General features: G+C 71.4%; 23 protein-coding genes, 1 tRNA gene and 1 pseudogene. 20 read left to right on the top strand and 5 right to left on the bottom strand.

Going from position 1 to position 24811, the window contains the following annotated elements; translation table 11 throughout:
* The first annotated feature begins 3 nt into the window (after positions 1-3).
* From glp to OHA58_RS20645, 6 genes are all read left to right on the top strand, one after another.
* Entirely contained in the window at positions 4-1353 is a 1350-nt protein-coding gene (glp, locus tag OHA58_RS20620; RefSeq protein ID WP_405480500.1) for a gephyrin-like molybdotransferase Glp, read from the top strand.
* 240 nt (positions 1354-1593) lie between these two features.
* The gene (gene moaC / locus OHA58_RS20625; RefSeq protein WP_405480501.1) at positions 1594-2088 is read left to right on the top strand and encodes a cyclic pyranopterin monophosphate synthase MoaC; all 495 of its coding nucleotides are present in this window, start codon (positions 1594-1596) and stop codon (positions 2086-2088) included.
* Complete coding sequence (locus tag OHA58_RS20630; RefSeq protein WP_405480503.1) at positions 2085-2585, top strand: molybdenum cofactor biosynthesis protein B; 501 nt, start codon at positions 2085-2087, stop codon at positions 2583-2585. Before moaC ends, OHA58_RS20630 begins: the two co-directional genes overlap by 4 nt.
* Positions 2582-3253: a GNAT family N-acetyltransferase gene (locus OHA58_RS20635; protein ID WP_405485076.1), complete on the top strand. Its 672-nt coding sequence runs from the start codon at positions 2582-2584 to the stop codon at positions 3251-3253. The genes OHA58_RS20630 and OHA58_RS20635 overlap by 4 nt, the downstream gene beginning before the upstream one ends.
* Positions 3254-3424: 171 nt before the next feature.
* Positions 3425-4789 (top strand): gephyrin-like molybdotransferase receptor GlpR, encoded by a 1365-nt coding sequence (gene glpR / locus OHA58_RS20640; protein WP_405480504.1) that lies wholly within the window; start codon positions 3425-3427, stop codon positions 4787-4789.
* Positions 4790-4875: 86 nt separating this feature from the next.
* Positions 4876-4949, top strand: a tRNA-Ala gene (locus OHA58_RS20645).
* A gap of 95 nt (positions 4950-5044) precedes the next feature.
* On the opposite strand, the gene OHA58_RS20650 is transcribed toward OHA58_RS20645, so the two are convergent.
* Positions 5045-5542, bottom strand: a complete 498-nt coding sequence (locus OHA58_RS20650; protein WP_405480505.1) for a GNAT family N-acetyltransferase — start codon at positions 5540-5542, stop codon at positions 5045-5047.
* A gap of 67 nt (positions 5543-5609) precedes the next feature.
* Here OHA58_RS20650 and OHA58_RS20655 point away from each other — a divergent pair, with 67 nt between their 5' ends.
* Both OHA58_RS20655 and OHA58_RS20660 read left to right on the top strand, forming a co-directional pair.
* Positions 5610-6410 carry an exodeoxyribonuclease III gene (locus tag OHA58_RS20655; protein WP_405480506.1) on the top strand — a complete coding sequence of 267 codons (801 nt, stop codon included), beginning with the start codon at positions 5610-5612 and terminating at the stop codon, positions 6408-6410.
* Positions 6411-6624: 214 nt separating this feature from the next.
* Positions 6625-7557, top strand: a complete 933-nt coding sequence (locus tag OHA58_RS20660) for a DUF6528 family protein (RefSeq protein ID WP_405480507.1) — start codon at positions 6625-6627, stop codon at positions 7555-7557.
* 13 nt (positions 7558-7570) lie between these two features.
* On the opposite strand, the gene OHA58_RS20665 is transcribed toward OHA58_RS20660, so the two are convergent.
* Entirely contained in the window at positions 7571-8197 is a 627-nt protein-coding gene (locus tag OHA58_RS20665) for a MerR family transcriptional regulator (RefSeq protein WP_405485078.1), read from the bottom strand.
* A 199-nt stretch (positions 8198-8396) separates the two neighbouring features.
* Here OHA58_RS20665 and OHA58_RS20670 point away from each other — a divergent pair, with 199 nt between their 5' ends.
* The 4 genes from OHA58_RS20670 (at position 8397) to OHA58_RS20685 (ending at position 12135) form a co-directional block, all read left to right on the top strand.
* Positions 8397-9950 carry a flavin-containing monooxygenase gene (locus OHA58_RS20670; RefSeq protein WP_405480509.1) on the top strand — a complete coding sequence of 518 codons (1554 nt, stop codon included), beginning with the start codon at positions 8397-8399 and terminating at the stop codon, positions 9948-9950.
* Positions 9947-10915, top strand: a complete 969-nt coding sequence (locus tag OHA58_RS20675) for an alpha/beta fold hydrolase (protein ID WP_405480511.1) — start codon at positions 9947-9949, stop codon at positions 10913-10915. The genes OHA58_RS20670 and OHA58_RS20675 overlap by 4 nt, the downstream gene beginning before the upstream one ends.
* Complete coding sequence (locus tag OHA58_RS20680) at positions 10912-11787, top strand: SDR family oxidoreductase (RefSeq protein WP_405480513.1); 876 nt, start codon at positions 10912-10914, stop codon at positions 11785-11787. Before OHA58_RS20675 ends, OHA58_RS20680 begins: the two co-directional genes overlap by 4 nt.
* A 135-nt stretch (positions 11788-11922) precedes the next feature.
* On the top strand, positions 11923-12135 hold the full coding sequence (locus OHA58_RS20685) for a hypothetical protein (RefSeq protein ID WP_405480515.1): 213 nt from the start codon (positions 11923-11925) through the stop codon (positions 12133-12135).
* Between the two features lie 166 nt (positions 12136-12301).
* On the opposite strand, the gene OHA58_RS20690 is transcribed toward OHA58_RS20685, so the two are convergent.
* On the bottom strand, positions 12302-15601 hold the full coding sequence (locus tag OHA58_RS20690) for a S41 family peptidase (RefSeq protein ID WP_405480517.1): 3300 nt from the start codon (positions 15599-15601) through the stop codon (positions 12302-12304).
* 177 nt (positions 15602-15778) lie between these two features.
* Between OHA58_RS20690 and OHA58_RS20695 the strand changes: the two genes are divergently transcribed.
* Entirely contained in the window at positions 15779-16369 is a 591-nt protein-coding gene (locus tag OHA58_RS20695; RefSeq protein WP_227295224.1) for a TetR/AcrR family transcriptional regulator, read from the top strand.
* Positions 16370-16474: 105 nt separating this feature from the next.
* A complete protein-coding gene (locus OHA58_RS20700) occupies positions 16475-18682 on the top strand; it encodes an MMPL family transporter (RefSeq protein ID WP_405480519.1) in 2208 nt (735 codons plus the stop codon).
* Between the two features lie 36 nt (positions 18683-18718).
* Here OHA58_RS20700 and OHA58_RS20705 read toward each other — a convergent pair whose 3' ends face one another.
* Positions 18719-19048, bottom strand: a complete 330-nt coding sequence (locus OHA58_RS20705; RefSeq protein ID WP_383086795.1) for an SsgA family sporulation/cell division regulator — start codon at positions 19046-19048, stop codon at positions 18719-18721.
* A gap of 204 nt (positions 19049-19252) precedes the next feature.
* Between OHA58_RS20705 and OHA58_RS20710 the strand changes: the two genes are divergently transcribed.
* Genes OHA58_RS20710 through OHA58_RS20730 form a run of 5 tightly spaced genes read left to right on the top strand, consistent with a single transcriptional unit; the run spans position 19253 to position 23855 of the window.
* Entirely contained in the window at positions 19253-20305 is a 1053-nt protein-coding gene (locus OHA58_RS20710; protein ID WP_405480522.1) for an energy-coupling factor ABC transporter permease, read from the top strand.
* Between the two features lies 1 nt (position 20306).
* On the top strand, positions 20307-21068 hold the full coding sequence (gene cbiQ, locus OHA58_RS20715; RefSeq protein ID WP_405480524.1) for a cobalt ECF transporter T component CbiQ: 762 nt from the start codon (positions 20307-20309) through the stop codon (positions 21066-21068).
* The gene (locus tag OHA58_RS20720; RefSeq protein ID WP_405480526.1) at positions 21056-21832 is read left to right on the top strand and encodes an energy-coupling factor ABC transporter ATP-binding protein; all 777 of its coding nucleotides are present in this window, start codon (positions 21056-21058) and stop codon (positions 21830-21832) included. The genes cbiQ and OHA58_RS20720 overlap by 13 nt, the downstream gene beginning before the upstream one ends.
* Before the next feature lie 52 nt (positions 21833-21884).
* Complete coding sequence (locus OHA58_RS20725; protein ID WP_405480528.1) at positions 21885-23042, top strand: serine hydrolase domain-containing protein; 1158 nt, start codon at positions 21885-21887, stop codon at positions 23040-23042.
* A 39-nt stretch (positions 23043-23081) separates the two neighbouring features.
* Positions 23082-23855 (top strand): SDR family NAD(P)-dependent oxidoreductase, encoded by a 774-nt coding sequence (locus OHA58_RS20730; protein ID WP_405480530.1) that lies wholly within the window; start codon positions 23082-23084, stop codon positions 23853-23855.
* 9 nt (positions 23856-23864) lie between these two features.
* Here the strand turns inward: OHA58_RS20730 and OHA58_RS20735 are convergent.
* A pseudogene (locus OHA58_RS20735) lies at positions 23865-23996 on the bottom strand (EamA family transporter); the annotation flags it as partial.
* 116 nt (positions 23997-24112) lie between these two features.
* On the opposite strand from OHA58_RS20735, the gene OHA58_RS20740 reads away from it, so the two are divergent.
* On the top strand, positions 24113-24739 hold the full coding sequence (locus OHA58_RS20740) for a maleylpyruvate isomerase N-terminal domain-containing protein (RefSeq protein ID WP_405480531.1): 627 nt from the start codon (positions 24113-24115) through the stop codon (positions 24737-24739).
* Positions 24740-24811 lie beyond the last annotated feature (72 nt).

The following is a 24811-nucleotide window of genomic DNA, read 5'->3' on the forward strand; positions in this document are numbered from 1 at the left end:
ACCTTGAGCAGCACGACCACGCACGTCGCCGGTCAGCAGCACATCTGGTCGGTGGCGGAGCACCTGGAGGACATCCTCGCCACGGTCCGCCCGCTGGAGCCCATCGAGCTCCAGCTCCTCGACGCACAGGGCTGCGTCCTCGTCGAGGACATCTCGGTGCCCCTCTCGCTGCCCCCCTTCGACAACAGCTCGATGGACGGGTACGCGGTCAGGGCCGCCGACGTGGCGGGCGCGAGCGAGGACTTCCCCGCGGTGCTCACGGTCGTGGGGGACGTCGCCGCGGGCCAGGCCGGGCTGCTCCGCGTCGGGCCCGGCCAGGCCGCCCGCATCATGACCGGCGCCCCGCTCCCGCCCGGCGCCGAGGCCGTCGTCCCCGTCGAGTGGACCGACGGCGGCCTGGGTGAGGGCCCGGTCTCGGGGATGCGCGCCCACAGCGCCGCCCCCGAGGGCGCCTCCGGCGAGGTCCGTGTGCACCGCCCCGCCGAGGCACGCGCGCACGTGCGCGCCAAGGGCAGCGACGTGAAGGCGGGCGACCGCGCCCTGGAAGCCGGTACGGTCCTCGGCCCGCCCCAGATCGCCCTCCTCGCCGCGATCGGCCGCGGCACCGTACGCGTGCGCCCGCGCCCGCGCGTGGTCGTCATGTCCACCGGCAGCGAACTCGTCCAGCCGGGCGAGGAGTTGGCCGAGGGCCAGATCTACGACTCCAACAGCTTCGCCCTCACCGCCGCCGCCCGCGACGCCGGAGCGATCGCCTACCGCGTCGGCGCGGTCGCCGACGACGCGGAGACACTGCGCTCCACCATCGAGGACCAGCTGATCCGCGCCGACCTCATCGTCACCACAGGCGGCGTCAGCGTCGGCGCGTACGACGTCGTGAAGGAGGCGCTGACCTCCGTCGGCGACTCCGAGGACGAGACCGGCATCGGAGCCGGCAGCGGCGTCGAGTTCCGCAAGCTCGCCATGCAGCCGGGCAAGCCACAGGGCTTCGGCACCATCGGCCCCGAGCACACCCCGCTGCTCGCTCTGCCGGGCAACCCCGTCTCCTCGTACGTCTCCTTCGAGCTGTTCGTACGCCCCGCGGTGCGCACCCTCATGGGCCTGCCCGCCGCGGACGTCCACCGGCCGTCGGTCCGCGCGGTCCTGAAGTCGGCCAAGGCGCTCAGCTCGCCCGCGGGACGACGCCAGTTCCTGCGCGGGACGTACGACGCCGAGGCCGGGACCGTCACCCCTGTGGGGGGCTCCGGATCCCACCTCGTCGCCGCGCTCGCCCACGCGGACGCGCTGATCGTCCTGCCCGAGAAGACCACGTCGGCCGAGCCCGGCGCGGAAGTGGACGTGGTCCTCCTCGGCTAGGGTCTTTCGTTTGGATCAGGCCGGATCAGGGAGCGGGGTCATGGGGATCCCCCTGCTCGAGCGCAGCCGAGAGCTTGGGGGAGTCGGGGACTGACGACAACGCCGCGAGGTGCGGTGCCAGGGCCCGCGAGCCCGGCGTGATCCAAACGAGAGGCCCTAGGCGCGCCGTCCGCGCGATACCGTGTCGCGCACACCGCGCGCCGCACCGCGCGGCCCACGGACCGGGAGCGCCAGAGCACCATGAGCAGTTCGCAGGACCGACTGACGCACATCGACGAGGCGGGCGCGGCCCGCATGGTCGACGTGTCCGCCAAGGACGTGACCGCGCGCACCGCCCGTGCCAGCGGCCGCGTCCTCGTATCGCCCCGCGTGGTGGAGCTGCTGCGCGGCGAGGGAGTGCCCAAGGGCGACGCCCTCGCCACGGCGCGCATCGCCGGAATCATGGGTGCCAAGCGCACCCCCGACCTCATCCCGCTCTGCCACCCGCTGTCGGTGTCCGGAGTGAAACTGGACCTGTCCGTCGCCGACGACGCGGTCGAGATCCTCGCCACGGTGAAGACCACCGACCGCACGGGCGTCGAGATGGAGGCCCTGACGGCCGTCTCGGTGGCCGCGCTCACGGTGATCGACATGGTGAAGGCCGTCGACAAGGGCGCCGTCATCACGGACGTACGCGTCGAGGAGAAGACGGGCGGCAAGTCGGGCCACTGGACCCGCCCGGAGGGCGGGGAATGAGCCCCTACCGCGCCCTGGTCGTCACCGCCTCCAACCGCGCCGCCGCCGGGGTCTACGCCGACACGGGCGGCCCCCGGATCGCGAAGGGCCTCGAAGCCATGGGCTTCCAGGTCGACGGGCCGCAGGTCGTGCCCGACGGGGAACCGGTGGCCGCGGCGCTGCGGGCCGGTGTCGACGCCGGGTACGACGTCATCCTCACCACCGGCGGCACCGGCATCTCGCCCACCGACCGGACCCCCGAGGCCACGCGCAGCGTGCTCGATCACGAGGTGCCCGGCATCCCCGAGGCCATCCGCGCGTTCGGACGCGAGAAGGTGCCCACGGCCGCGCTCTCCCGGGGCCTAGCCGGCGTCGCGGGACGCACCCTGATCGTGAACCTGCCCGGGTCGTCCGGCGGCGTCAAGGACGGCCTCGCCGTACTCGGCACCCTGCTGACCCACGCCGTCGACCAGCTGCGCGGCGGCGACCACCCCAGACCTGACGGGGGTGCGAGCTGAACAGCCCATCCTGGCCGGTCGAGCTGACGGACGGTGACGTCTGCCTGCGCCCGATAAAGCTGCGCGACCAACGTGCCTGGCGCGAGGTCAACCGCCGCAACCGCGACTGGCTGCGCCCCTGGGAAGCGACCATCCCGCCGCCCACGCCCAGCGGCCCCGTCGCCCACCGTCCGACCTACCGTCAGATGGTCCGCCATCTGCGCGCCGAGGCGAGCGCGGGGCGCATGCTGCCCTTCGTCATCGAGTACCAGGGGCGCCTGGTCGGGCAGTTGACGGTGGCGGGGATCACCTGGGGCTCGATGTGTTCGGGCCATGTCGGCTACTGGGTCGACGAGTCGGTGGCCGGGCGCGGCGTGATGCCGACGGCGGTGGCGCTCGCGGTCGACCACTGCTTCCGCACGGTGGGCCTGCACCGCATCGAGGTCTGCATTCGCCCGGAGAACGGGCCGAGCCGCCGGGTCGTCGAAAAACTCGGATTCCGCGAGGAAGGGCTGCGGCCCCGCTATCTCCACATCGACGGCGGGTGGCGCGACCATCTCGTCTACGCGCTCACCGCGGAGGAGGTCCCGGAAGGCCTCCTGAGCCGCTGGCGTCACAAGCGTGGCGGCAACGCCGCTGGTCCGGGTGGTCCGAACACCGCGGGGCGGCCCGGCACATCGCCAAAATAAAATAAGTGTTCGAAATTGATCGGGGATCGTCCGCCGCAGGCATTAAATTCGCTCGACGGGTGGCGCGTTGATGCCTCAGTCGGAAAAAAAGCTCGAAATATCAGCCAGATCGTGCGACACACCGGCTCAATTGGCGGATGCCCTCACGCAAACCCCTCTACCGTGTGAGGCGTGAGCAGCAGCGGCCTCATCTACGCAGTCATCGTCGGGGCCTGGGCCGCCTACTTGGTGCCGATGTGGCTCCGTAGGCAGGACGAGCTGAACGAGGCCCGTCCGACGGAACGCTTCAGCACCGCCATCCGGCTGCTGTCCGGACGGGCGGGCATGGAGCGCCGATACGCCAAGGACCTGCAGACGCGCTCGCCCGAAGGGGACGAGCAGCGCAGCGACCCGGACGACGTCACCGACTCGGTGGACGTCCGGGCCTTCGCCGCGCCTCCGGTCCGCGGGGAGCGCAGGAACGAGAACCGGGACGCCCGCCACGAGCGGCACCCCGGATCCGAACCCCGCCCCGAGTCCCGGCCCCAGCCCAGGACCTCGCCCGCCCGGCAGACACCCGACCGCCAGGTCTCCGCCCGGACCCCCCACGACCAGCAGGCGCACGACCGGCCGAACCACGACCGGCCCGCCAACGACCCGCACACGAACGGCAGGTCGGCAACCGGACGCCCGGGACCCGACCGCCAGCCGTCCGACCGTCAGCCGTCGGACCGTCAGCCGTCGGACCGGTCCGCGGCCGAGCGACAGGCCGCCTCGGCGGACGCCGCCGCCCGTGCCCGCCGCTCCAAGGTGCTCGCGCGCAGGCGCCGTACGACCGTCATGCTCTTCCTCGCCTTCACGGCCGGCGCGGTCGTCGCCGCCGTCGGCGGGCTCGCGCTCCTGTGGGCACCCGCGGTGCCCGCTGTGCTGCTCAGCTCGTACATCTTCTATCTGCGGGCCCAGGAGCGGCGGCGCTTCGCGTACACGATGGACCGGCGCCAGGCCGAGGTCGCGGCGCAGCGGCTGCGCGAGCGGCAGCCCCGCAGGCGCCAGCCCGCCGCGGGCCGGGCCGCCGCGGAGGAGGCCGAAGAGGGGCCTGCGCCAGAGGTTGAGACCGACCCCGGTCTCGAGGCGCTCGCGGCCGACCGCCGCGCGCTCGTCGAGCAGACCGACCACGCCGAGTGGGTCGACCAGCAGCGCGAGCGGCAGCGCGGGCCCGGCCACGGCGACAGCTGGGACCCGGTCCCGGTGCCTCTGCCGACGTATGTGACCGCCCCGGTCGCCCCGCGCGCCACGGGCAGCGTCGACCTCGGCGCCCCCGACGCGTGGAGCTCGGCCCGCTCCAGCACGGCGGGCGCGGCGCAGCAGGAGCCGGACGGGCACACCGACGAGGAGCCGGCGGCGGCGTCCGAGGAGTGCGACGGCGCGGACGAGATCGGGGACGAGCGCAGTGACGCCCGCCGGGCCGCCTCCGCGCGCCGCTCGCGCGAGCGCGGCCGCACCCCGCTCTTCGACCAGTACGACGACGGCGGCCGCCCCCGCGCGGCCAACGAGTGAGACCCGTCCGGGGCCACCCTGGCTGACCAGCCAGGAACGGATTTCCGGGCACCCCGATCGGGATGCTAGAGTTTCACTCGTTGCAAGGGCCTGTGGCGCAGTCTGGTAGCGCACCTCGTTCGCATCGAGGGGGTCTGGGGTTCAAATCCCCACAGGTCCACCGCAATTAAGAGCCCCACCGGATTCGTCCGGTGGGGCTCTTGCCTTGTCTGCTTGCTCCCTCCCCGTGGCGCCCTTTCCGCGATGTTGCGCGTGTCACAGAGCCTTGGCGAAGCAGCGGCTCAGGTTCGAGAAGCGGTAGTGGCCGAACTTGCCGCAGGGCTCGTAGCCGCTCGACGTGTAGAGGGCGATGGCCTCCGGCTGCTTGGTGCCCGTCTCCAGGACCATGCGGGCGCGGCCGGCGGTGCGGGCGTCGTCCTCCAGGGCCGCGAGTATGCGGCGGGCCAGTCCGAGGCCGCGGGCCTCCGGCGTGACGTACATCCTCTTCAGCTCGGCGTCGCCGTCCGCGTAACCCTCGTCGTTCAGGTCCTGGCTGCGCCAGCCGCCCGTGGCGAGCGGGGAGCCCGCGTCGTCGTACGCGATCAGGTAGAGGCCGCGCGGGGCGTCGAACATCGTCGGGTCGAGCGGGGTGACGTCGCCGTCGTCGCCGTAGCGCTCGGCGTATTCGAGCTGGACGCGGTCGTTCAGCTTGATCGCGTCGGGGTGTCCGAAGGAGACGCGCTGGAGGGTGGGCGCCATGGGCTGAATAGTCATGCTGAATATCGTATCTCTATGCTGGCGAATGAGGCTGTTCGTTTAAGTGTGCCGGTATCGTGCCCGGATGCTGACTGTGACGAGCGTGAACGTGAACGGGCTGCGGGCCGCCGCCAAGAAGGGCTTCGTGGAGTGGCTGGCCGGGACCTCCGCGGACGTCCTGTGTCTCCAGGAGGTGCGGGCCGAGCCGCAGCAGATGCCCGACGAGGTGCGCGAACCCGAGGGATGGCACGTCGTGCACGCCCCGGCCGCCGCGAAGGGCCGGGCCGGTGTGTCGCTCTACACACGCCGTGAGCCGGAGCGGGTGCAGATCGGCTTCGGGTCCGAGGAGTTCGACGGCAGCGGGCGGTACGTGGAGGTGGACCTGCCGGGCGTCGTCGTGGCCAGCCTCTACCTGCCCTCCGGTGAGGTCGGGACCGAGCGGCAGGACGAGAAGATCCGGTTCATGGGCGAGTTCCTGGCCTATCTGAAGGGGCTGCGCGAGCGCGCCGCCGCCGAGGGCCGCGAGGTGCTTGTGTGCGGCGACTGGAACATCGCCCACCAGGAGGCCGACCTCAAGAACTGGAAGTCCAACAAGAAGAACTCCGGCTTCCTCCCCGAGGAACGCGAGTGGCTCGGCCAGGTCCTCGACGAGGGTGACGGCGGCTACGTCGACGTGGTGCGCTCCCTGCACCCCGACGAGGAGGGTCCGTACTCGTGGTGGTCGTACCGGGGGCGGGCTTTCGACAACGATTCAGGGTGGAGGATCGACTACCACCTTTCGACGCCGGGTCTCGCCGGGCGTGCGGTCAAGGGGTTCGTCGAGCGGGCCGCCACGCATGACGAACGGTGGTCGGACCACGCGCCGGTGACCGTCGTCTACGAGTAGGTGGTTGAGGCGCGGGTGGGCCCGCGTCACAAAGTCCGGTAGAAGGCTGTCCCCGTCTCCGAGTGGCGTGGCAGATTTCGGCGTGTGCATGGCAAGTGGTCCGAGTGGTCAACTGTCGATCGTGCGGGGGGACTTCATGTCCGTGCTTCCTTCCAGGCGTCGCGTGCTGCTCGGGGCTGCCGGGGCCGGGGTTGCGGCTGTGGTGGCGCCGGGGGTGGCTCGCGCGGTGGCTTCGGGGGCGCCCGCGGTCATGGTCACCGAGCAGGCGAGCAAGCGGATCCTTGTGCTCGATCCGGGGCGGACCGTCTGGGATCCGGCCGTCGATCCGTCCTGTGTGCGGTGGCAGTTCTCGCCCGTCGGGGACCCGCGGTACCGGGATCTCGTGCCGGACGAGAGCTGGGTGTACCCCGCCGAGGCGAAGGTCCGGGTGCATCGCGGGCGGACGTATCTGCTGACCACGGCGTCCTTCGGGTTCGCGGCCGTCGTCTCGTATCCGTCGGGGCGGCGGTACTGGGGTGCGACGCTCGGGCCCGGCGACGATCTCTTCAACCCGCACAGCATCGAGATCCTGCCGGACGGGAACGTGGCCGTCGCGTGCAGTACGGGGGCGCTCGTCAGGCTCTACGCCGCGTCGCTCGGCCCGCACTCGCAGCGGTTCGCCGAGGTGACGCTGAAGGGTGCGCACGGGCTGCACTGGGACGCCCGGCGTGAGGTGCTGTGGGCGCTGGGCGATGACGAGTTGGTCGCGTACCGGGTGGATGGCAGCCGGGTGCGGCCCGCGCTGACGCGGCTGTCGTCGGTGGGGCTGCCGGTCGCCAAGCCGGGGAAGTCGCCCGGCGGGCACGACCTGTTCCCGGTGGCGGGGCGCCCGGGGCGGCTGTGGGTGACCACGAGTGCTTCCGTGTTCCAGTACGACATTGCGGGCGGGGTCTTCGTGCAGGACTTCGCCGGTGCGGCCGAGATCGTGCGGCCCGGGGTGAAGGCGATCGGGGACGATCCGCGGACCGGGCAGGCGCTCAGTACGGTGCCGGAGAGCGGCCTGGGCGAGACGTGGTGGACGACGAAGGTGGGCGTGCACCGGCCGCCGGGCTCGTACACCCTCGTCAACGGCGGGATCTACAAAGCGCGTTGGTGGTTGCCGAGGTAGGCGGAGGGGCTGCTCACTCTCCGGGTTTCTTGGCCAGGGCGCGGTCCAGGGCCAGGGACAGTTCCGCCTCGACCACGTTCTTGGCGAGCGGGCGCAGGCGCTGGAGGTCGTGTTCCGTGGCGTGCGAGAGGATCAGGTCGGTGAAGAGTTCGGCCAGGTCCTCCGCGTGGGCGCGGACGCGCTTGGCGGCCGAGAGGACGTCGGCGAGCGGGACGCCCTCGCGGACCAGGGCGGCCGACACGTCGAGCAGGCGCCGGCTGACGTGGACGATCTCCTCGCCGTCGACGCCGACGTAGCCGAGGTCCATCGCGGCTTCGAGGTTGTCCGGGGTGACCTGGCCCGCGAAGTAGTCGGCCAGTTCCTCGGGGGTGAGGCGGACGGGGGTCTCCTCGGACGGTTCGCCGAGGCCGAGGAGTTCGCCGACGTCGCGGCCGCGTTCGAAGGCCTCGGAGAGTTCGGCGATGCCGTTGAGTGTGTGGCCGCGTTCCAGGAGGGCGGCGATGGTGCGCAGGCGGGCCAGGTGGCTCTCGTCGTACCAGGCGATGCGGCCCTCGCGGCGCGGGGGCGGGATCAGCTTGCGTTCGCGGTAGAAGCGCAGGGTGCGCACGGTGATGCCGGCCTCCCGCGCGAGCTCCTCCATGCGGAACTCCCGGGTGCCGGGGTCGTTCGCCGGCGCGTTCGCCGTTGCTTTCGCCTCTGCCTTCGCCACGTGAGAAGCCTATGTTGTACCGCCAGTAACTTTCCTGAGTCCGACCCCTACCCATCAGTACGTACCTGCTCTACTCTCCCCATTGCGCCAGTGTTCACTGGCAGGGTCGTGCGGTTAGGGAGGCGCCGGGATGACTGAGCACGAGCATGAGCACGTACGGGTGGCGGTGATCGGGTCCGGGTTCGGCGGCCTCGGGGCCGCGGTCCGGCTGCGGCGCGAAGGCATCACCGACTTCGTGGTCCTGGAGCGGGCGGGCGCCGTGGGCGGCACCTGGCGCGACAACAGCTACCCGGGGTGCGCGTGCGACGTGCCCTCCCACCTGTACTCCTTCTCCTTCGCGCCCAACCCCGACTGGCCGCGCACCTTCTCCGGCCAGGAGCACATCTGGGACTACCTGGAGGGTGTCGCCGACACCTTCCGGCTGCGCCCGCACATCCGCTTCGACCACGAGGTGAAGCAGGCGCGCTGGGACACCGAGAAGCTGTGGTGGGAGGTCGAGACGTCGCAGGGGACGCTCACCGCCGACGTCGTCATCTCCGCGACCGGCCCGCTGTCCGACCCGAAGATGCCGGACATCAAGGGTCTCGACGCCTTCCCCGGCAAGGTCTTCCACTCCGCGCGCTGGGATCACGACTACGACCTGCGCGGCAAGCGCGTCGCCGTGATCGGCACCGGCGCCTCCGCCATCCAGATCGTGCCGGCCATCCAGCGGGACGTGGCGCAGCTGACCCTCTTCCAGCGCACCCCGCCGTGGGTCATGCCGCGCGCCGACCGCGCCATCACCGGCGCCGAGCGCTGGCTGCACCGCCAGCTGCCGTTCACCACGCAGGCCAGGCGCGGCCTGCTGTGGGGCATCCGCGAGCTCCAGGTGCAGGCGTTCACGAAGCGGCCCAACGAGCTGGGCCTGGTCGAGCAGCTCGCCAAGCGCAACATCCACCGGTCGATCAAGGACCCGGCCCTGCGCGCCAAGCTCACCCCGAACTACCGCATCGGCTGCAAGCGCATCCTGCTGTCCAACGCCTACTACCCGGCGCTCGCGCAGCCGAATGTCGACGTCGTGGCCTCCGGGCTCAGCGAGATCCGCGGCTCCACGCTCGTCGGCGCCGACGGGAGCGAGGTCGAGGTCGACGCGATCGTCTTCAGCACCGGCTTCCACGTCACGGACATGCCGATCGCCGACCGGGTCGTGGGCGCCGAGGGGCACACGCTCATGGAGTCCTGGAAGGACGGCATGAAGGCGCTGCGCGGCGCGACGGCGGCCGGGTTCCCGAATTTCATGACCGTCATCGGGCCCAACACCGGCCTCGGCAACTCCTCGATGATCCTGATGATCGAGTCCCAGCTGAACTATCTGGCCGACTACGTACGCCAGTTGGACGTGCTCGGCGGCCGCGTCGCCCTCGCCCCGCGCGCCTCCGCGGTGAACGCGTGGAACCGCCGCGTGCAGGACCGGATGGAGCGCACCGTGTGGAGCTCCGGCGGCTGCAGCAGCTGGTACCTCGACGAGAGCGGCGTGAACACCACGCTGTGGCCGGGCACGACGACCGAGTTCCGGTCCGCCACGCGCCGGGTCGACCTCGGCGAGTACGAGGTGGTCAGGGCGCCGGCGGCCAAGCCGGCCGAGGTGACGAAGGCACGTACGAAGAAGGGCCGGGGCGACAAGGTGGAGGCGGGAGCGGCATGAGCCGACTGATGCACGTGACGAGCGGGCCGTACGCGCCGCCCGCCGCGTCGAAGGAACTGACCGCCGTCTCCGCGGACGGGGCGCGCCTGCACGTCGAGGTGCACGGGCCCGAGGGCGCGCCGGCCGTGGTGCTCGCCCACGGGTGGACGTGCTCGACCGCGTTCTGGGCCGCGCAGATACGATCCCTTGCCGCTGACCACCGGGTCGTCGCGTACGACCAGCGCGGTCACGGTCGCAGCCCCGCGGCGCAGGCCCCGTACTCGACTCAGATGCTCGCCGACGACCTGGAGGCCGTGCTCGGCGCGACGCTCGCGCCGGGTGAGAAGGCCGTGCTCGCCGGGCACTCCATGGGCGGCATGACGATGATGGCCGCGTCGCGGCGGCCGAAGTTCCGTGAGCACGCGGCCGCGGTACTGCTGTGCAGCACGGGCAGTTCGCACCTGGTGGCCGAGTCGACCGTGCTGCCGCTGCGGCCCGGGCGGCTGCGGACCCGGATCACGACGGCCGTGCTCGGCACGCGGGCCCCGCTCGGGCCGGTCACGCCGCTCGGCAAGAAGGTCCTGCGCTACGCGACCATGGGCGCGGGGTCGTCGCCGGACAAGGTCGAGGCCTGCGCGCGGATCGTGCACGCCTGCCCGACCAAGGTGCGCCACCATTGGTCGCACGTCCTCGCCGAGCTCGAACTCGACGAAGGTGTGGCCGAGTTGCGGGTGCCCACGGCGGTCATCGCGGGTACGGCCGACCGGCTCACGCCAATCGTGCACGCGCGGCGCCTGGCTGCGACGCTGCCGGAGTGCGTGGGGCTCACCGAACTCGCCGGGCTCGGGCACATGACGCCCGTCGAAGCGCCCGACCTGGTCACCGAGCGCATCCGCGAACTGGCCGGGTACGTCAAGAACGACGTCACGAACGACGAGACGAACGACGAGACGAACGACGAGTTGAAGGGAGCGGCATCCGCATGAGCAGGGTCAGTCTCGAAGGACAGGTAGCGGTCGTCACGGGTGCCGCGCGCGGCGTGGGGGAGCTGCTCGCGCGCAAGCTGGCGGCGCGCGGCGCCAGGATCGCGCTGGTCGGTCTGGAGCCGGACGAGCTGAAGGCGGTGTCGGAACGCCTCGACACCGACAGCGATTTCTGGCACGCCGACGTCACCGACCATGTGGCGATGGCGCAGGTCGCCGCGGAGGTCAAGCAGCGCTTCGGCAAGGTCGACATCGTCGTCGCGAACGCGGGTGTCGCCAACGGCGGCCCGTTCCTCGACTCCGACCCGGTCGCCTGGCGCCGCGTCATCGAGGTCAACCTGATCGGATCCGCGGTCACGGCGCGGGCGTTCCTGCCGGTGCTGATGGAGAGCCGCGGGTATCTGCTCCAGATCGCGTCGCTCGCCGCGATCACGCCGGCGCCCATGATGACCGCGTACTGCGCGTCGAAGTCGGGCGTCGAGGCGTACGCGCACAGCCTGCGCGCCGAGGTCGGCTACAAGGGCGTACGCGTCGGCGTCGGGTACCTGTCGTGGACCGACACCGACATGGTGCGCGGCGCCGACCAGGACGACGTGATGCGCGAGCTGCGGCAGCGGCTGCCGTGGCCGTCGAACAAGACGTATCCCCTGGGCCCGGCCGTGGACCGGATCGTCGCGGGCATCGAGCGGCGCTCCAGCCATGTGTACGCGCAGTGGTGGCTGCGGGGCATGCAGGGCATCCGCGGTTATCTGCCCGGGGTCATCGGGGCGGTCGGGCAGCGCGAGATGCGGCGGTTCGAGCCGCGCCTGGGCAGTGTGTCGACGGGACTGGTCGGGGCGGGCGGCGCCGCCGACGAATCGGTAAGGGGTGACTGAGGGTCCCTCGGCCGCTCTGACCTGCGGTTTTGAGGGTCGAGCACGGTCCGTTACTGATCGAAATGCGTGCTCTGTCCTGGCGTGTAACTCTGGTCGAGGCCCGACCCCCTCACCCAAAAACGGGAGTGAAATCGCATGGGCATGAAGGACCAGTTCCAGGACAAGGCTGAGCAGCTCGCCACCCAGGCCAAGAAGCGGTCCGGTCAAGGCCGGGACCGCCGGGACGAGGCGAGTGAGCGCTCTTCGCAGACTCAGGACAGCATGCGTGAGCGTGGCTCGCAGTCCGAGGACTCCCAGCGGCGGCGGCAGGAAGCGCAGGACAGGTTCGACCAGGACTACGACGCCTGACGCTTCGCCTAGCTGAGCCAGTCGTACGAGGGCCACCCGGGACGCCGGGTGGCCCTCGTTCTTGTGCGGGTCAGCGCGTGCGAGGGGCGCCGTCGGTGCGGGTCAGCGCGTGCGAGGGGCGCCGTCGGTGCGGGTCAGCGTGTGTCCGGGGCAGCGTCGGTGCGGGTCAGCGTGGCGGGAGCTTGGGGCGGGCGTGGTTCGGGGTGTTCGTGTAGTCCGGGGGAGTTTTGGCCGGGGAGGCCACCAGGAGGTCCAGGGCCAGATAGACCGCGTCGTCGAGTTGGGCGTGGCGGCCCTCCGCCCAGTCCAGGGGGGTGCGCAGGGCCTCGATGTCCGGTTCGACGCCCTTGTTCTCGACGGACCAGCCGTACTCGGGGAACCAGGCCGCGTTCATCGGGACTGTGATGACCGTGCCGTCGCCCAGTTTGTGGCGGCCCGTCATGCCGACGACGCCGCCCCAGGTGCGCTGGCCCACGACCGGGCCGAGCCCGAGGAGCTTGAACGCCGCGGTGATCATGTCGCCGTCGGACGAGGTCGCCTCGTCGGCCAGGGCGACGACCGGGCCGCGCGGGGCGTTCGACGCGTACGAGACGGGCTGGGCGTTGCGCGTCAGGTCCCAGCCGAGGATCTTGCGGGTGAGCTTCTCGATGACCAGCTCGCTGATGTGGCCGCCCGCGTTGCCGCGTACGTCGACGATCAGGGCGGGCCGGGAGACCTCCATGCGCACGTCGCGGTTGAACTGCGCCCAGCCGGAGCCGCCCATGTCGGGGATGTGCAGGTAGCCGCACTTGCCGCCGCTCAGTTCCCGTACGACCGCGCGGCGCTTGGCGACCCAGTCCTGGTAGCGCAGCGGACGTTCGTCGACGAGGGGGACGATCGCGACGCGGCGGGGGTGGCCCTCGCCCTCCGCGGGCCGGAACGTCAGCTCGACCGTCGTGCCGCCCGAGCCCGCGAGCAGCGGGAAGGGGCCGGCCACCGGGTCGACCGGGCGCCCGTCGACATGCGTGAGGACGGCGCCCTCGCGGATGCCGCTGCCGGCGAGCGGGGAGCGGGCCTTGGAGTCGGACGAGTCGCCGGGCAGGACGCGGACGAGCTGCCAGCCCTCGTCGCGGTGCACGAAGTTGGCGCCGAGGAGGCCCTGGGCGCGCTGGTAGTGGGGCGGGCCCTCGTTGCGGCGGGCGGCGGAGACGTAGGCGTGCGAGGTGCAGAGTTCGCCGAGCACCTCGCGCAGCAGGTCGGCGAACTCGTCGGGGGACGCGACCCGTTCGACGAGCGGCCGGTACTGGGCGAGGACCGCGTCCCAGTCGATGCCGCTCATCTTCGGATCCCAGAAGTAGGCGCGGATGATCCGGCCCGCCTCCTCGTACGCCTGGCGCCACTCGGCGGCCGGGTCGACCTCGTGCAGGATGCGGCGCAGGTCGATCCAGACCGTGGTGTCGCTGTCGCCGGTCTCGGTGGAGGGGACGGCGCGCAGCTCGCCCTCGTCGACGACGACGAGGCGGGTGCCGTCGCCGCTGACCGCGAACCAGTCGAGGTGGGTGACGAGTTCGGTCTTCTTGCCCTTGGTGAGGTTGAAGTGCTCCAGGGTGGGGCGGCCCGAGGTGTCGGCCGGGTTGACGAACGTCTCGCCGAGCGCGCCGGAGATCGGCCAGCGCAGCCACACGAGGCCGCCGCCCGACACCGGGTACAGCGCCGAGTACTTGGAGGCGGAGACGGGGAACGGCACGACACGGTCCGCCAGGCCCTCGATCTCCACGCTCGGCGCCCCGTCGGCCCCCGAGTCCTCGGTCGGGTCGAGCCCGCCGGCGGCCGTGCGCCCGTGGGGTGACAGGGCGAACGGGGAGGGTGTCGCAGACGACAGCGGCACGAGATACGGGCGGCAGCCGAGCGGGAAGGACAGGTCGCCGGTGTGCACGTCGTAGACCGGGTCGAAGCCGCGCCAGGAGAGGAAGGCGAGATAGCGGCCGTCGCGCGTGAAGACCGGATTCTCGTCCTCGAAGCGGCCGTTGGTGACGTCGACGATCGTCCGGTCCTTGATCCGGGCCATCTTGATCTGCCGCAGGGAGCGCCCGATACCCGGGTGGGACCAGGTGAGCCAGGCGCCGTCCGGCGAGAACGCCAGGTCGCGCACGGGTCCGTTGATCGACCGGATCAGCTCGGTGACCTCGCCGCCGGTCCGTTCCGCTTCCCCTTCTGCTCCTTCTTCCTCCTCCCCTTCCTCCTCGATTTCCTCCTCGATTGTGTCGATGAGGAGGAGGCGGCCGTCGTTCGACGCGATGGCGAGGCGCTCGCCGTCCGGGTCGCTGACCATTTCGAGGACCCGCCCGAGCTCCCCGGACGCGAGGCGGCGCGGCTCGCGCTCACCGCTCGCGCGCGGCAGGTACGAGATCTCGATCGCGTCTCCGCCCTCCGCGTCGGTGACGTACGCGACCTGCCCGCCGGAGCCGAGCATCTCGGGCTGCCTGACCCGCACGCCCGGGGTGTCGGCGATGGTCCGGGCGGGGCCGTCGCGGTGGGTGAGCCAGTACAGGCTGCCGCGTACGACGACGGCGCTGGCCCGGCCCGTCTCGTCGACGGAGAGCCCGTCGACGTGGTGGGCGGCCGGCACCTGGTAGGGGCGGCGCCCGACGCGCGGGCCGCCCAGGCGCACGTCCAGCTTGCGCGGCACGGAGCCGGCGGAGAGGTCGTCGATGATCCAGAGGTCGCCGGCGCACTGGTAGACGATCCGGGTTCCGTCGCTGGAGGCGTTGCGGGCATAGAACGCGTCGTGGTCGGAGTGGCGGCGCAGGTCGGAGCCGTCGGGCAGGCAGGAGTACACATTGCCGATGCCCTGGTGGTCGGAGAGGAACGCGATGCGTCCCGCCACGAACATCGGTGCCTCCAGATGCCCGTCCAGGTCGGCGACGAGCTGCTCGCCGTGCAGCCACAGGCGGCCCTGGGCGCCGCCCCGGTACCGCTTCCAGGCGGCCGGCTCGTGCGGGGCTGTGCCGGTCAGGAGCAGGGTCCTGCGCTCGCCGTCGAACTCGGCGACCGCGATGTCGGAGACCGGGCCCCAGGGCAGCCTGCCGCCGGGGGAGCCGTCGATGGGGACGTCGTAGGCCCAGGTGAAGTACGAGAAGGGCTGGCCGTGCGAGGCCACCGCGAGGATGTCGGTCCGCCCGTCCTTGTCGGGCGGTGTCCAGCCGCGGACCTGGGTGTCCGTACTGCCCCAATAGGTGAGCCGCCGGGTGGGGCCGCCGTCCACCGGCGCGAGATGGATCTCCGGGTCCAGGCTGCGCCAGGTCGTGTACGCGATGTGGCGGCCGTCGGGCGAGAACCGTGGGCTGCTCACCTTGGTCCGGTCGACCGTGACCCGCCAGGCCCGGCCCGGCCGGTCGAGCGGGGCGACCCAGAGGTCGTCCTCGGTCTCGAAGCAGAGCCGGTCCTCGTGCAGATGCGGAAACCGCAGGTACGCGTTGTCGCTCACCTACACATGCTTTTCCGCTCCACGGGCCCCGGCAACTCGTGGGTCGCCCCGTTCTCGCCCGTGGCGTGTGGCGCAGGACACGTACGAAACAGTTTCGTTTCGTTAAGGGCGGGTCGTACAGTACTTCTGTACGAAACGGTTTCGTACACACCGTCCGGACTGGAACAGGAGTGCCCAATGGCTGAAGCCGCGACGACGCGCCGCAGCCGGATCACGCCCGAGCGCGAGGCCGAGCTGTACGGCGCCGTGCTCGAACTGCTCCGCGAGGTCGGTTACGACGCCCTGACCATGGACGCCGTGGCCGCCCGCACCCGGTCGAGCAAGGCCACGCTCTACCGCCAGTGGGGCAGCAAGGCCGAGCTGGTCGTGAAAGCGCTGCGGCACCAGAAGCCGTCGCGCCTGAGCGAGATCGACACCGGGTCGCTGCGGGGCGACTTCCATGAACTGGTCCTCCGTGAGGACGACTGCGAGATGGCCCAGGGATCCGCGCTGATGCGGGGCCTGGCCATGGCGGTGCACGAGAACCCGGATCTCCTGCGTGCCTTCCGCGAGCTGCTGATCGAGCCCGAGATGGAGGAGCTCCGGCATGTGCTGGGGCGCGCCGTCGACCGGGGCGAGATCCGTGCGGACAACCCGGCACTCGACTACGTCCTCCACATGATCGTCGGCGCCTTCACGGCCCGGACCCTCATCGACGAACAGCCGCCCACCCAGGCCTTCGTCACCTCGTACATCGACGCCGTGGTCCTCCCCGCTCTCGGCGCCTGATCCCTCTCCACCCAAGACCCGTCCCACCCGAGCACCTGACGCGACCGCTCACGTCGTCGGGCTGATCACCCCTGCCCCCATACGACTGACCGGGAGTACGCCCTCGTGGCCACGTTCCTCTACAAACTCGGCAAGCTCGCCTTCCGCAGACGGCACTTCGTCGCCCTGATCTGGGTGGCGCTGCTCACCCTCGCGGGGGTGGGCGCCGCCTCCGCGCCCACGGCGGCCTCCAGTTCCTTCTCCATCCCGGGCACGGAGGCCCAGAAGGCCTTCGACCTGCTCGACCAGCGCTTCCCGGGCTCCAGTGCCGACGGCGCCACCGCGCGCGTCGTCTTCCAGGCGCCCGACGGCGAGAAGATCACGTCCGCGGCCAACAAGGCCGAGGTCACCAAGACCGTCGCGGACCTCGGGTCCGGTTCGAAGGAGGTCGCCGCCGCGGCCGACCCGTTCGTCGCGAAGACCGTCAGCAAGGACGGCACGATCGCGTACTCCTCGGTCTCCTACAAGGTCTCCTCGATGGAGCTGACGGACGCCGACCGGGACGCGCTCCAGAAGACCATCGACGAGGCGCGCGACTCCGGGCTGACCGTCGAGGTCGGCGGTGACGCGCTCCAGGCCATGCCGGAGACCGGGGCCACCGAGATCATCGGTGTGGCGATCGCCGCCGTCGTCCTCGTGATCACCTTCGGCTCGCTCGTCGCGGCCGGGCTTCCGCTGCTGACCGCGCTCATCGGCGTAGGCATCGGCGTCTCGTCGATCACCGCGCTGGCCAACGCGCTCGACCTGGGCACCACCACCTCGACGCTGGCCATGATGATCGGCCTCGCGGTCGGCATCGACTACGCGCTGTTCATCGTCTCCCGCTTCCGCGCCGAGCTGGCCGAGGGCCGCGACCGCGAGGAGGCGGCCGGACGGGCCGTCGGCACCGCGGGCTCCGCCGTGGTCTTCGCCGGCCTGACCGTCGTCATCGCACTCGTCGGGCTCGCGGTCGTCAACATCCCGATGCTGACCAAGATGGGCATCGCGGCCGCGGGCACCGTCGCGATCGCCGTCCTCATCGCGCTCACCCTCATCCCGGCGCTGCTCGGTTACGCCGGCAAGCGGGTGCACGGCCGCAAGGCCCGTAAGGCCCTGGCCGCCGAGGACAAGCCCGAGCCGAAGACGAACATGGGCACGCGCTGGGCGCGCTTCGTGCTGCGTCGGCCGGTGGCCGTGCTGCTCACCGCGGTGGTCGGGCTCGGCGTGATGGCCGTGCCGGTGTCCTCGCTGGAGCTGGGCCTGCCCGACGACGGGGTCCAGCCCACGGACACCACGCAGCGCAAGGCGTACGACCTGCTGTCCGAGGGCTTCGGGCCCGGCTTCAACGGTCCGCTGGTGGCGGTCGTCGACGTGAAGCACTCGCAGGACCCGAAGGACGCGGTCGCCCGCGTCTCCAAGGACATCGCGGCGACCGACGGCGTCAAGACGGTCACCCCGCCCGCGTTCAACCAGGCCGGTGACACGGCGACGATCACCGTCGTGCCGTCGTCCAAGCCCAGCTCCACGCAGACCGAGGACGTCGTCCACACGATCCGCGACAAGGGTGCGGACATCAAGGCGGACACCCGTGCCGAGGTCCTCGTCACCGGCACCACCGCCATGAACATCGACGTGTCGCAGAAGCTGAACGACGCGCTCGTGCCGTACCTGGCGCTCGTCGTCGGCCTGGCGTTCCTGCTCCTGATGGTGGTCTTCCGGTCGGTCCTGGTGCCGCTGAAGGCGGCGCTCGGCTTCCTGCTCTCGGTGGTCGCCGCGCTCGGCGCCGTCGTCGCGGTCTACCAGTGGGGCTGGCTCGGCTCACTGTTCGGCGTGGAGCAGACCGGGCCGATCATGTCGATGATGCCGATCTTCATGGTGGGTGTGGTCTTCGGCCTCGCGATGGACTACGAGGTCTTCCTCGTGACCCGCATGCGGGAGGCGTACGTCCATGGGGAGCGGCCCGCGCAGGCCATCGTCACCGGCTTCCGGCACGGGGCCCGGGTGGTCACGGCCGCGGCCGTCATCATGATCGCCGTGTTCGCGGGCTTCATCGGCTCCAGCGAGCAGATGGTCAAGATGATCGGCTTCGGACTCGCGATCGCGGTCTTCTTCGACGCGTTCCTGGTGCGCATGACGATCGTGCCGGCCGTGCTCGCGCTGCTCGGCAAGCGGGCGTGGTGGCTGCCGAAGTGGCTCGACCGGATCCTGCCGAACGTGGACGTCGAGGGCGAGGGCCTGAAGACGGTCTCCGGCGACGACTCCGCGGAGGAGGACAGGGAACTGGCCCGCGTGTGACCGGGGCCCGTCCCTGACCGGCAGTTCGACCGGCTCTCAGTGAGCCACCGGGGTGGCGGCCGTGTACGTCCGGCGAAGGAAGCGCACCAGCGCCTTCTTCTCGAACTGCACGACCGCCACCCCTTTCGGCGAGTGGAACTCCATGACGGCCTGGACGCGGCCGCACGGCCAGATGTGGACGTCGCCCACGGTGGTCGGGGCGCGCAGCCCCTGTTCCAGGAGCTCGCGGGTGAAGTACCAGTCACCCTCTTCGGGGACGGTGACGTGGACGCGTCCGTCGTAGCTCAGGACTGCGGGGACGGCCGGCGTCTCGTCGGGGGAGTCCGTGACGATGTGGGCGGGTGCGTACTGCTCGACGTCAGACATCGGGGACTCCTTGTCGTCTTATTTGTGCGTGCTGTCATCTAATGTCCCATATAAGTCATATGGGCGGCTATGCGCTCAGGGGTTGCTTCGGGATTAATTGTGTCCACGGCGCTCTTGCAAGTGGTTCGCAACAAGGCACTATCATCGGACGGTCACCAAGCCTGTCGCGAACCTGTCGCGTGCCCCGAAGCGGAGCCCTCACTCATGCATGTCCCCGACGGATTCATCAACGCCCCCGTCTCGGCGGCCGCGGGTGTCGTCGCCGCGGGCGCCGTGGCCGTCAGCCTCCGGGGCGCACGGCGCGAACTCGACGAGCGCACGGCCCCCCTCGCGGGCCTCGTCGCCGCGTTCATCTTCGCCGTGCAGATGCTGAACTTCCCCGTCGCGGCAGGCACCAGCGGCCACCTCCTCGGCGGCGCGCTGGCCGCGATACTCGTCGGCCCCTATACCGGCGTCCTGTGTGTGTCCGTGGTGCTCCTGATGCAGGGCGTGCTCTTCGCCGACGGCGGCCTGACCGCGCTCGGCGTGAACGTCACCGACATGGCGATCACCACGACCGTCGTCGCCTACCTCGTCTTCCGCGGCCTGGTGAAGGTGCTGCCCCGGGGGCGCCGCTCCATCACCGTCGCCTCCTTCGTCGCGGCGCTCCTGTCCGTACCGGCCGCGGCCGTCGTCTTCACCCTGATCTACGCGATCGGCGGCACCACCGACGTCTCGATCGGCAAGGTCGCCACCGCCATGGTCGGCGTGCACGTCCTCATCGGCATCGGCGAGGCCGTCATCACCGCGCTGACCGTCGGCGCCGTCGTCGCCGTCCGCCCCGACCTCGTGTACGGCGCCCGCGGCCTGCACCGGCCGCTCAAGCTCCGCGTGGCCGGCGAACTCGTCGATGCCCCGGACGCCGCGCCCGCGCCGGTCGCCGCCCGCGGCTCCCACCGCAAGGTCTGGATCACCGGCCTCGTCACCTCCCTCGTCCTCGCCGGCTTCGTCTCCTTCTACGCCTCCGCCAACCCGGACGGCCTGGAGAAGGTCGCGCACGACAAGGGCATCGACAAGAAGACCGAGAAGCACGCCTCCGACGGCTCCCCGCTCGCCGGATACGGCGTCAAGGACGTCGGCGACGCCCGGCTCTCCGGCGGCCTCGCCGGGGTGATCGGCGTCGGCGTCACCGTCGTCGCCGGCAGCGGCATCTTCTGGGTGCTGCGCAGGCGCCGCACGGCGGACACCTCCCCGAGCCAGATCACGGAGACCGTCTGACATGGGTGCGGGCCACGCGCACAAGCTCTACCGGCACGGGCACTCGCCCGTGCACGGCCTGCCGCCGCACACCAAGCTCGCCGCCGTCTTCTGCTTCGTGATCGTGGTCGTCTCCACGCCCCGCGAGGCGATGTGGGCGTTCGCCCTGTACGCGGTCCTGCTCGCGGCCGTCGCGTACGCGGCCAGGGTCCCCGCCGGGTTCCTCCTCAAGCGGCTCCTCATCGAGATCCCCTTCGTCGCCTTCGCCGTCCTCATGCCGTTCGTGGCGCAGGGCGAGCGCGTCGACGTCCTCGGGATGTCCCTCAGCGTCAACGGTCTGTGGGGCGCCTGGAACGTCCTCGCCAAGGGCACCCTCGGCGTCGCCGCGTCCGTCCTGCTCGCCTCCACGACCGAACTGCGCGAGCTGCTCCTCGGCCTGCAGCGGCTCAAGCTGCCGCCGCTCCTCGTCCAGATCGCGTCGTTCATGATCCGCTACGGCGATGTGATCACCGACGAGATGCGCCGTATGAAGATCGCCCGGGAGTCGCGCGGCTTCGAGGCGAGCGGCGTGAAGCACTGGGGCGTCCTCGCCAAGTCCGCGGGCGCCCTCTTCATCCGCTCCTACGAGCGCGGTGAGCGCGTGCATCTGGCCATGGTCAGCCGCGGGTACGCCGGATCGATGCCCGTCATCGACGACGTGAGCGCGTCCCGCGCGCAGTGGTCGTACGCCCTCACCCTCCCCTGTGCCGCTCTTGTCGTCTGTCTGCTGGGATGGATGCTGTGACTGTTTCCCCCGCCCTGCTCTCCCCCGCCTCGCTCGAGGTCGGTGGCCTCGCCTACGCCTACCCCGACGGGCACCAGGCCCTCTTCGGCGTCGACCTGACCATCGGCCGTGGTGAGCGCGTTGCCCTGCTCGGGCCCAACGGCGCGGGCAAGACCACCCTCGTGCTGCATCTCAACGGCATCCTCACCGGCGGCGCCGGCACCGTGACCGTCGCCGGTCTGCCCGTCGGGAAGCGGCACATGGCCGAGATCCGGCGCAAGGTCGGCATCGTCTTCCAGGACCCCGACGACCAGCTCTTCATGCCGACCGTCCGCGAGGACGTGGCCTTCGGGCCCGCCGCGGCCGGGGTGAAGGGGCCCGAACTCGAGGCCCGCGTGCACAAGGCCCTGGACCGGGTCGGCATGGCCGACTTCGCCGACCGGCCGCCGCACCACCTCTCCTTCGGGCAGCGCCGCCGCGTCGCGGTCGCCACCGTCCTCGTCATGGAGCCCGAGATCCTCGTCCTGGACGAGCCGTCGTCGAACCTCGACCCGGCCTCGCGCCGCGAACTCGCCGACATCCTGCGGTCGTTGGACGTCACCGTCCTGATGGTCACGCACGACCTGCCGTACGCGCTCGAACTCTGCCCGCGCTCGGTGATCCTCAGCGAGGGCGTGATCGCGGCCGACGGGACGACCGGCGACCTCCTCGCCGACGAGGACCTCATGCGCGCACACCGCCTGGAGCTCCCCTTCGGCTTCGACCCGAAGTCCGTGAAGGTCTGAGCGGCCGAGGAATCCTCAGCGATCCATGGCTGTTGCACCCAACGTGAGTGACATGAACGGCACAGTGGCCACCGGGTTCGAAGCGGTCAGGGAAGCTTTCGCCCACAACTTCGAGGCGCTCGGCGAGCGCGGCGCGGGCGTGGTCGTCCACCGCGACGGGCACAAGGTCGTCGACCTGTGGGCCGGCACCCGCGACGTGAGCGGCGGCGCCCCCTGGGAGCGCGGCACCGCCCAGATCATGCGCTCCGCCACGAAGGGCGTGGCCGCCGCCGCGCTGCTCCTCCTGCACCAGCGGGGAGAGCTCGACCTGGACGCGCCGGTCAGCGCCTACTGGCCCGAGTTCAAGGAGCACGGCAAGGAGCATGTCAGCGTCCGCGACGTCCTCGCGCACCGCGCCGGCGTCCCCGCGCTCGACCGCCCGCTGACCCCGGCCGAGGCCGCCGACCCCGACACCGGCGCCGCCGCCGTCGCCGCACAGGCCCCCGCCTGGGAACCCGGCACCGACCACGGCTACCACGCACAGACCTACAGCTGGCTCACCGGCGAGCTGGTGCGCCGCGTCACCGGCCGCACCGTCGGCGCCTGGATCGCCGAGCACATAGCCGCCCCCGTCGGCGCCGACCTCTGGGTCGGGCTGCCCGATGCCGAGGCGCACCGGGCCGGTCTCGTCGGCCCCGTCGAACCGCCGGCCGCGCCCGGCGGCCTGCGCACCCGCCCCAAGAGGAACGTCGCCGACGCGTACACCGACCCCGACTCCCTGACCCGCCGCGCCTTCGGCGCCATCCACCCCGCGCCCGACGAGAACGACCCGGCCTACCGCGCGGCAGAGCTGCCCGCCTCGAACGGCGTCGCCACGGCGGAGGGACTCTCCCGCTTCTACGCGTCCCTGATCGGCGAAGTCGACGGCAGCGCCCGCCTGTTCACGCCCGACACCATGGAGGCCGCTCGCACCGAGGCGTCCTCGGGCGCCGACCGGGTCCTCGTCGTCCCGACCCGCTTCGGACTCGGCTACATGCTCCACGGCGTCGCCTCCCCTCTCCTCGGCCCCGGCTCCTTCGGCCACCCCGGGCGGGGCGGCGCGCTCGGCTTCGCGGACCCAGAGTCCGGGATCGCCTTCGGGTACGTCACGAACGGCATGCAGAAGGGCGTCACCGCCGACCCGCGCGCCCAGGCGCTGGTGCGGGCCGTGCGCTCTTCTCTCGCCCGCTAGCCCCGTGTCGCCCGAGCATGCGCCGGGTAGCGTCGGCGCATGAGGCGCTTCGAGGGGTACGGGGTCATGGTCACGGGCGCGGCACGCGGCATCGGCGCCGCGACCGCGCGCAGGTTCGCAGCCGAGGGGGCGCGGGTCGCTGTCACCGATGTGGATCCGCAGGAAGCCGAGAAGACAGCTGCCGGGATTCGCGAACAGGGCGGCGCGGCAACGGTGTTCACCTGCGACGTCTCGTCACGCGAGTCGGTGGAGGCGGCGGTCGCGGCCGCCGTGGAGGACTTCGGCCGCCTCGACGTGCTCGTCAACAACGCCTACGCGTGCGCCCCGGACGCCGCCCTCTTCGAGGACGAGCCCGACGAAGTGTGGGCCCGCGACCTCGACATCACGCTCACCGGCGCGTACCGCTGCTGCCGTGCCGCGCTGCCGCACCTGGTGGCGTCGGGCCGCGGCGCGATCGTGAGCATCGGATCCGTCAACGGCCTTCAGGACTACGGCAATCACGCGTACAGCGCCGCGAAGGCGGGGCTCGGCTCCCTCACACGTACGCTCGCCGGGCACGCGGGCCCGCGCGGCGTCCGCGTCAACCTCGTCGCGCCGGGCACGGTGCGCACCCCCGCCTGGTCGGGCCGGGGCGCCGTCCTGGACGCCGTCAGCGGCCTGTACCCGCTGGGGCGGGTCGGTGAGCCGGAGGACATCGCGGCGGCCGTGACGTTCCTCGCCTCGTCGGACGCGGCGTGGATCACCGGGGTCACACTCCCGGTCGACGGCGGCCTGACCTCGGCGAACCTGGGATTCCGCGCGCAGCTCCGGTAGCGCCCCCGCTCAGCCGGCGGTGTGCAGCATCAGCCCGATCCCCGCCACCATCAGCCCCGCCGCCACCATCCGCGGCGTACCGAACCGTTCCTTGAAGAACACCGTCCCGATCGCCGCGCCCACGATGATCGACATGACCCTCGGAGCGCTTTGGAGATCTGCTGCTGCACCGGTTCTGGCCGGGTAGCTTGATCGACATGGACCAGGGGCGGGTAGTTGAAGCGTTTCGTCTCGAGGCTGGGCAGCTCGCACGGGCGATGACTGGGGTCTCAGCGGTTGAGTGGCGTCGGCCGACGCGGTGTGCGCCGTGGACAGTGAGCGAGTTGCTGGCGCATGTCCGGGTGGTGATTGCCTGGCTGCCGGGCATGCTGGCCGCGTCGGCGCCGGCCCGTGCCGAGGTCTCGGCAGTGGAGTACTACCGGCCCGATGACCGTTTCGCTCCGGATACCAACGCAGCTCGGATCGCCCTGGCCCAGAATCACGCGGCCGAGCGGCTCAGCGGTGCTGCGCTTGCCGAGGACTTCAACGCCACCTGGCAGCGGGTGGATCGACTGTGCCAGTCCGAGCCGGAAGGGCGGGTAGTTCGTACCCGGCACGGCGATCCGATGCTCTTGTCGGAGTTCCTACTGACGCGGGTGGCTGAGGTCGCCGTGCACGGCTTGGACCTGGCAGACGCCCTGGCGCGCGAACCGTGGCTCACTTCCCAGGCCGCAGATTTGGTGCAGGATCTTCTGCTCGGCGGCCGGAATGAGGCCGCGGCGCTGGAGAAGCTGAGCTGGGGTCAGCTTTGCTTCCTGCGCAAGGCGACGGGTCGCGATCCGATCACCAGGGAGGAAGCGTTGGACGTCAGCCGCCTGGGCATCCGATGGCTCACACTGGGTTGAGCACATCCTGAGTTCCGCACTCATCGTCGGTTTCCGGATGTGTTGTCAGACGCCCCGACATCGAATGACGCG

The sequence above is a fragment of the Streptomyces sp. NBC_00009 genome (genome assembly GCF_045040855.1).
Lineage (GTDB): Bacteria > Actinomycetota > Actinomycetes > Streptomycetales > Streptomycetaceae > Streptomyces > Streptomyces aureus.

Coding starts and splice junctions, on each gene's coding strand:
- OHA58_RS20695 (WP_227295224.1), top strand. CDS start 15,779: ATGGCTGAAGCCGCGACGACGCGCCGCAGCCGGATCACGCCCGAGCGC.
- cbiQ (WP_405480524.1), top strand. CDS start 20,307: ATGGGTGCGGGCCACGCGCACAAGCTCTACCGGCACGGGCACTCGCCC.
- OHA58_RS20670 (WP_405480509.1), top strand. CDS start 8,397: ATGACTGAGCACGAGCATGAGCACGTACGGGTGGCGGTGATCGGGTCC.
- OHA58_RS20655 (WP_405480506.1), top strand. CDS start 5,610: ATGCTGACTGTGACGAGCGTGAACGTGAACGGGCTGCGGGCCGCCGCC.
- OHA58_RS20705 (WP_383086795.1), bottom strand. CDS start 19,048: ATGTCTGACGTCGAGCAGTACGCACCCGCCCACATCGTCACGGACTCC.
- OHA58_RS20680 (WP_405480513.1), top strand. CDS start 10,912: ATGAGCAGGGTCAGTCTCGAAGGACAGGTAGCGGTCGTCACGGGTGCC.
- OHA58_RS20720 (WP_405480526.1), top strand. CDS start 21,056: ATGGATGCTGTGACTGTTTCCCCCGCCCTGCTCTCCCCCGCCTCGCTC.
- OHA58_RS20740 (WP_405480531.1), top strand. CDS start 24,113: ATGACTGGGGTCTCAGCGGTTGAGTGGCGTCGGCCGACGCGGTGTGCG.
- OHA58_RS20650 (WP_405480505.1), bottom strand. CDS start 5,542: ATGACTATTCAGCCCATGGCGCCCACCCTCCAGCGCGTCTCCTTCGGA.
- OHA58_RS20675 (WP_405480511.1), top strand. CDS start 9,947: ATGAGCCGACTGATGCACGTGACGAGCGGGCCGTACGCGCCGCCCGCC.
- OHA58_RS20685 (WP_405480515.1), top strand. CDS start 11,923: ATGGGCATGAAGGACCAGTTCCAGGACAAGGCTGAGCAGCTCGCCACC.
- OHA58_RS20665 (WP_405485078.1), bottom strand. CDS start 8,197: ATGGAGGAGCTCGCGCGGGAGGCCGGCATCACCGTGCGCACCCTGCGC.
- OHA58_RS20725 (WP_405480528.1), top strand. CDS start 21,885: ATGAACGGCACAGTGGCCACCGGGTTCGAAGCGGTCAGGGAAGCTTTC.
- OHA58_RS20730 (WP_405480530.1), top strand. CDS start 23,082: ATGAGGCGCTTCGAGGGGTACGGGGTCATGGTCACGGGCGCGGCACGC.
- OHA58_RS20710 (WP_405480522.1), top strand. CDS start 19,253: ATGCATGTCCCCGACGGATTCATCAACGCCCCCGTCTCGGCGGCCGCG.
- moaC (WP_405480501.1), top strand. CDS start 1,594: ATGAGCAGTTCGCAGGACCGACTGACGCACATCGACGAGGCGGGCGCG.
- OHA58_RS20630 (WP_405480503.1), top strand. CDS start 2,085: ATGAGCCCCTACCGCGCCCTGGTCGTCACCGCCTCCAACCGCGCCGCC.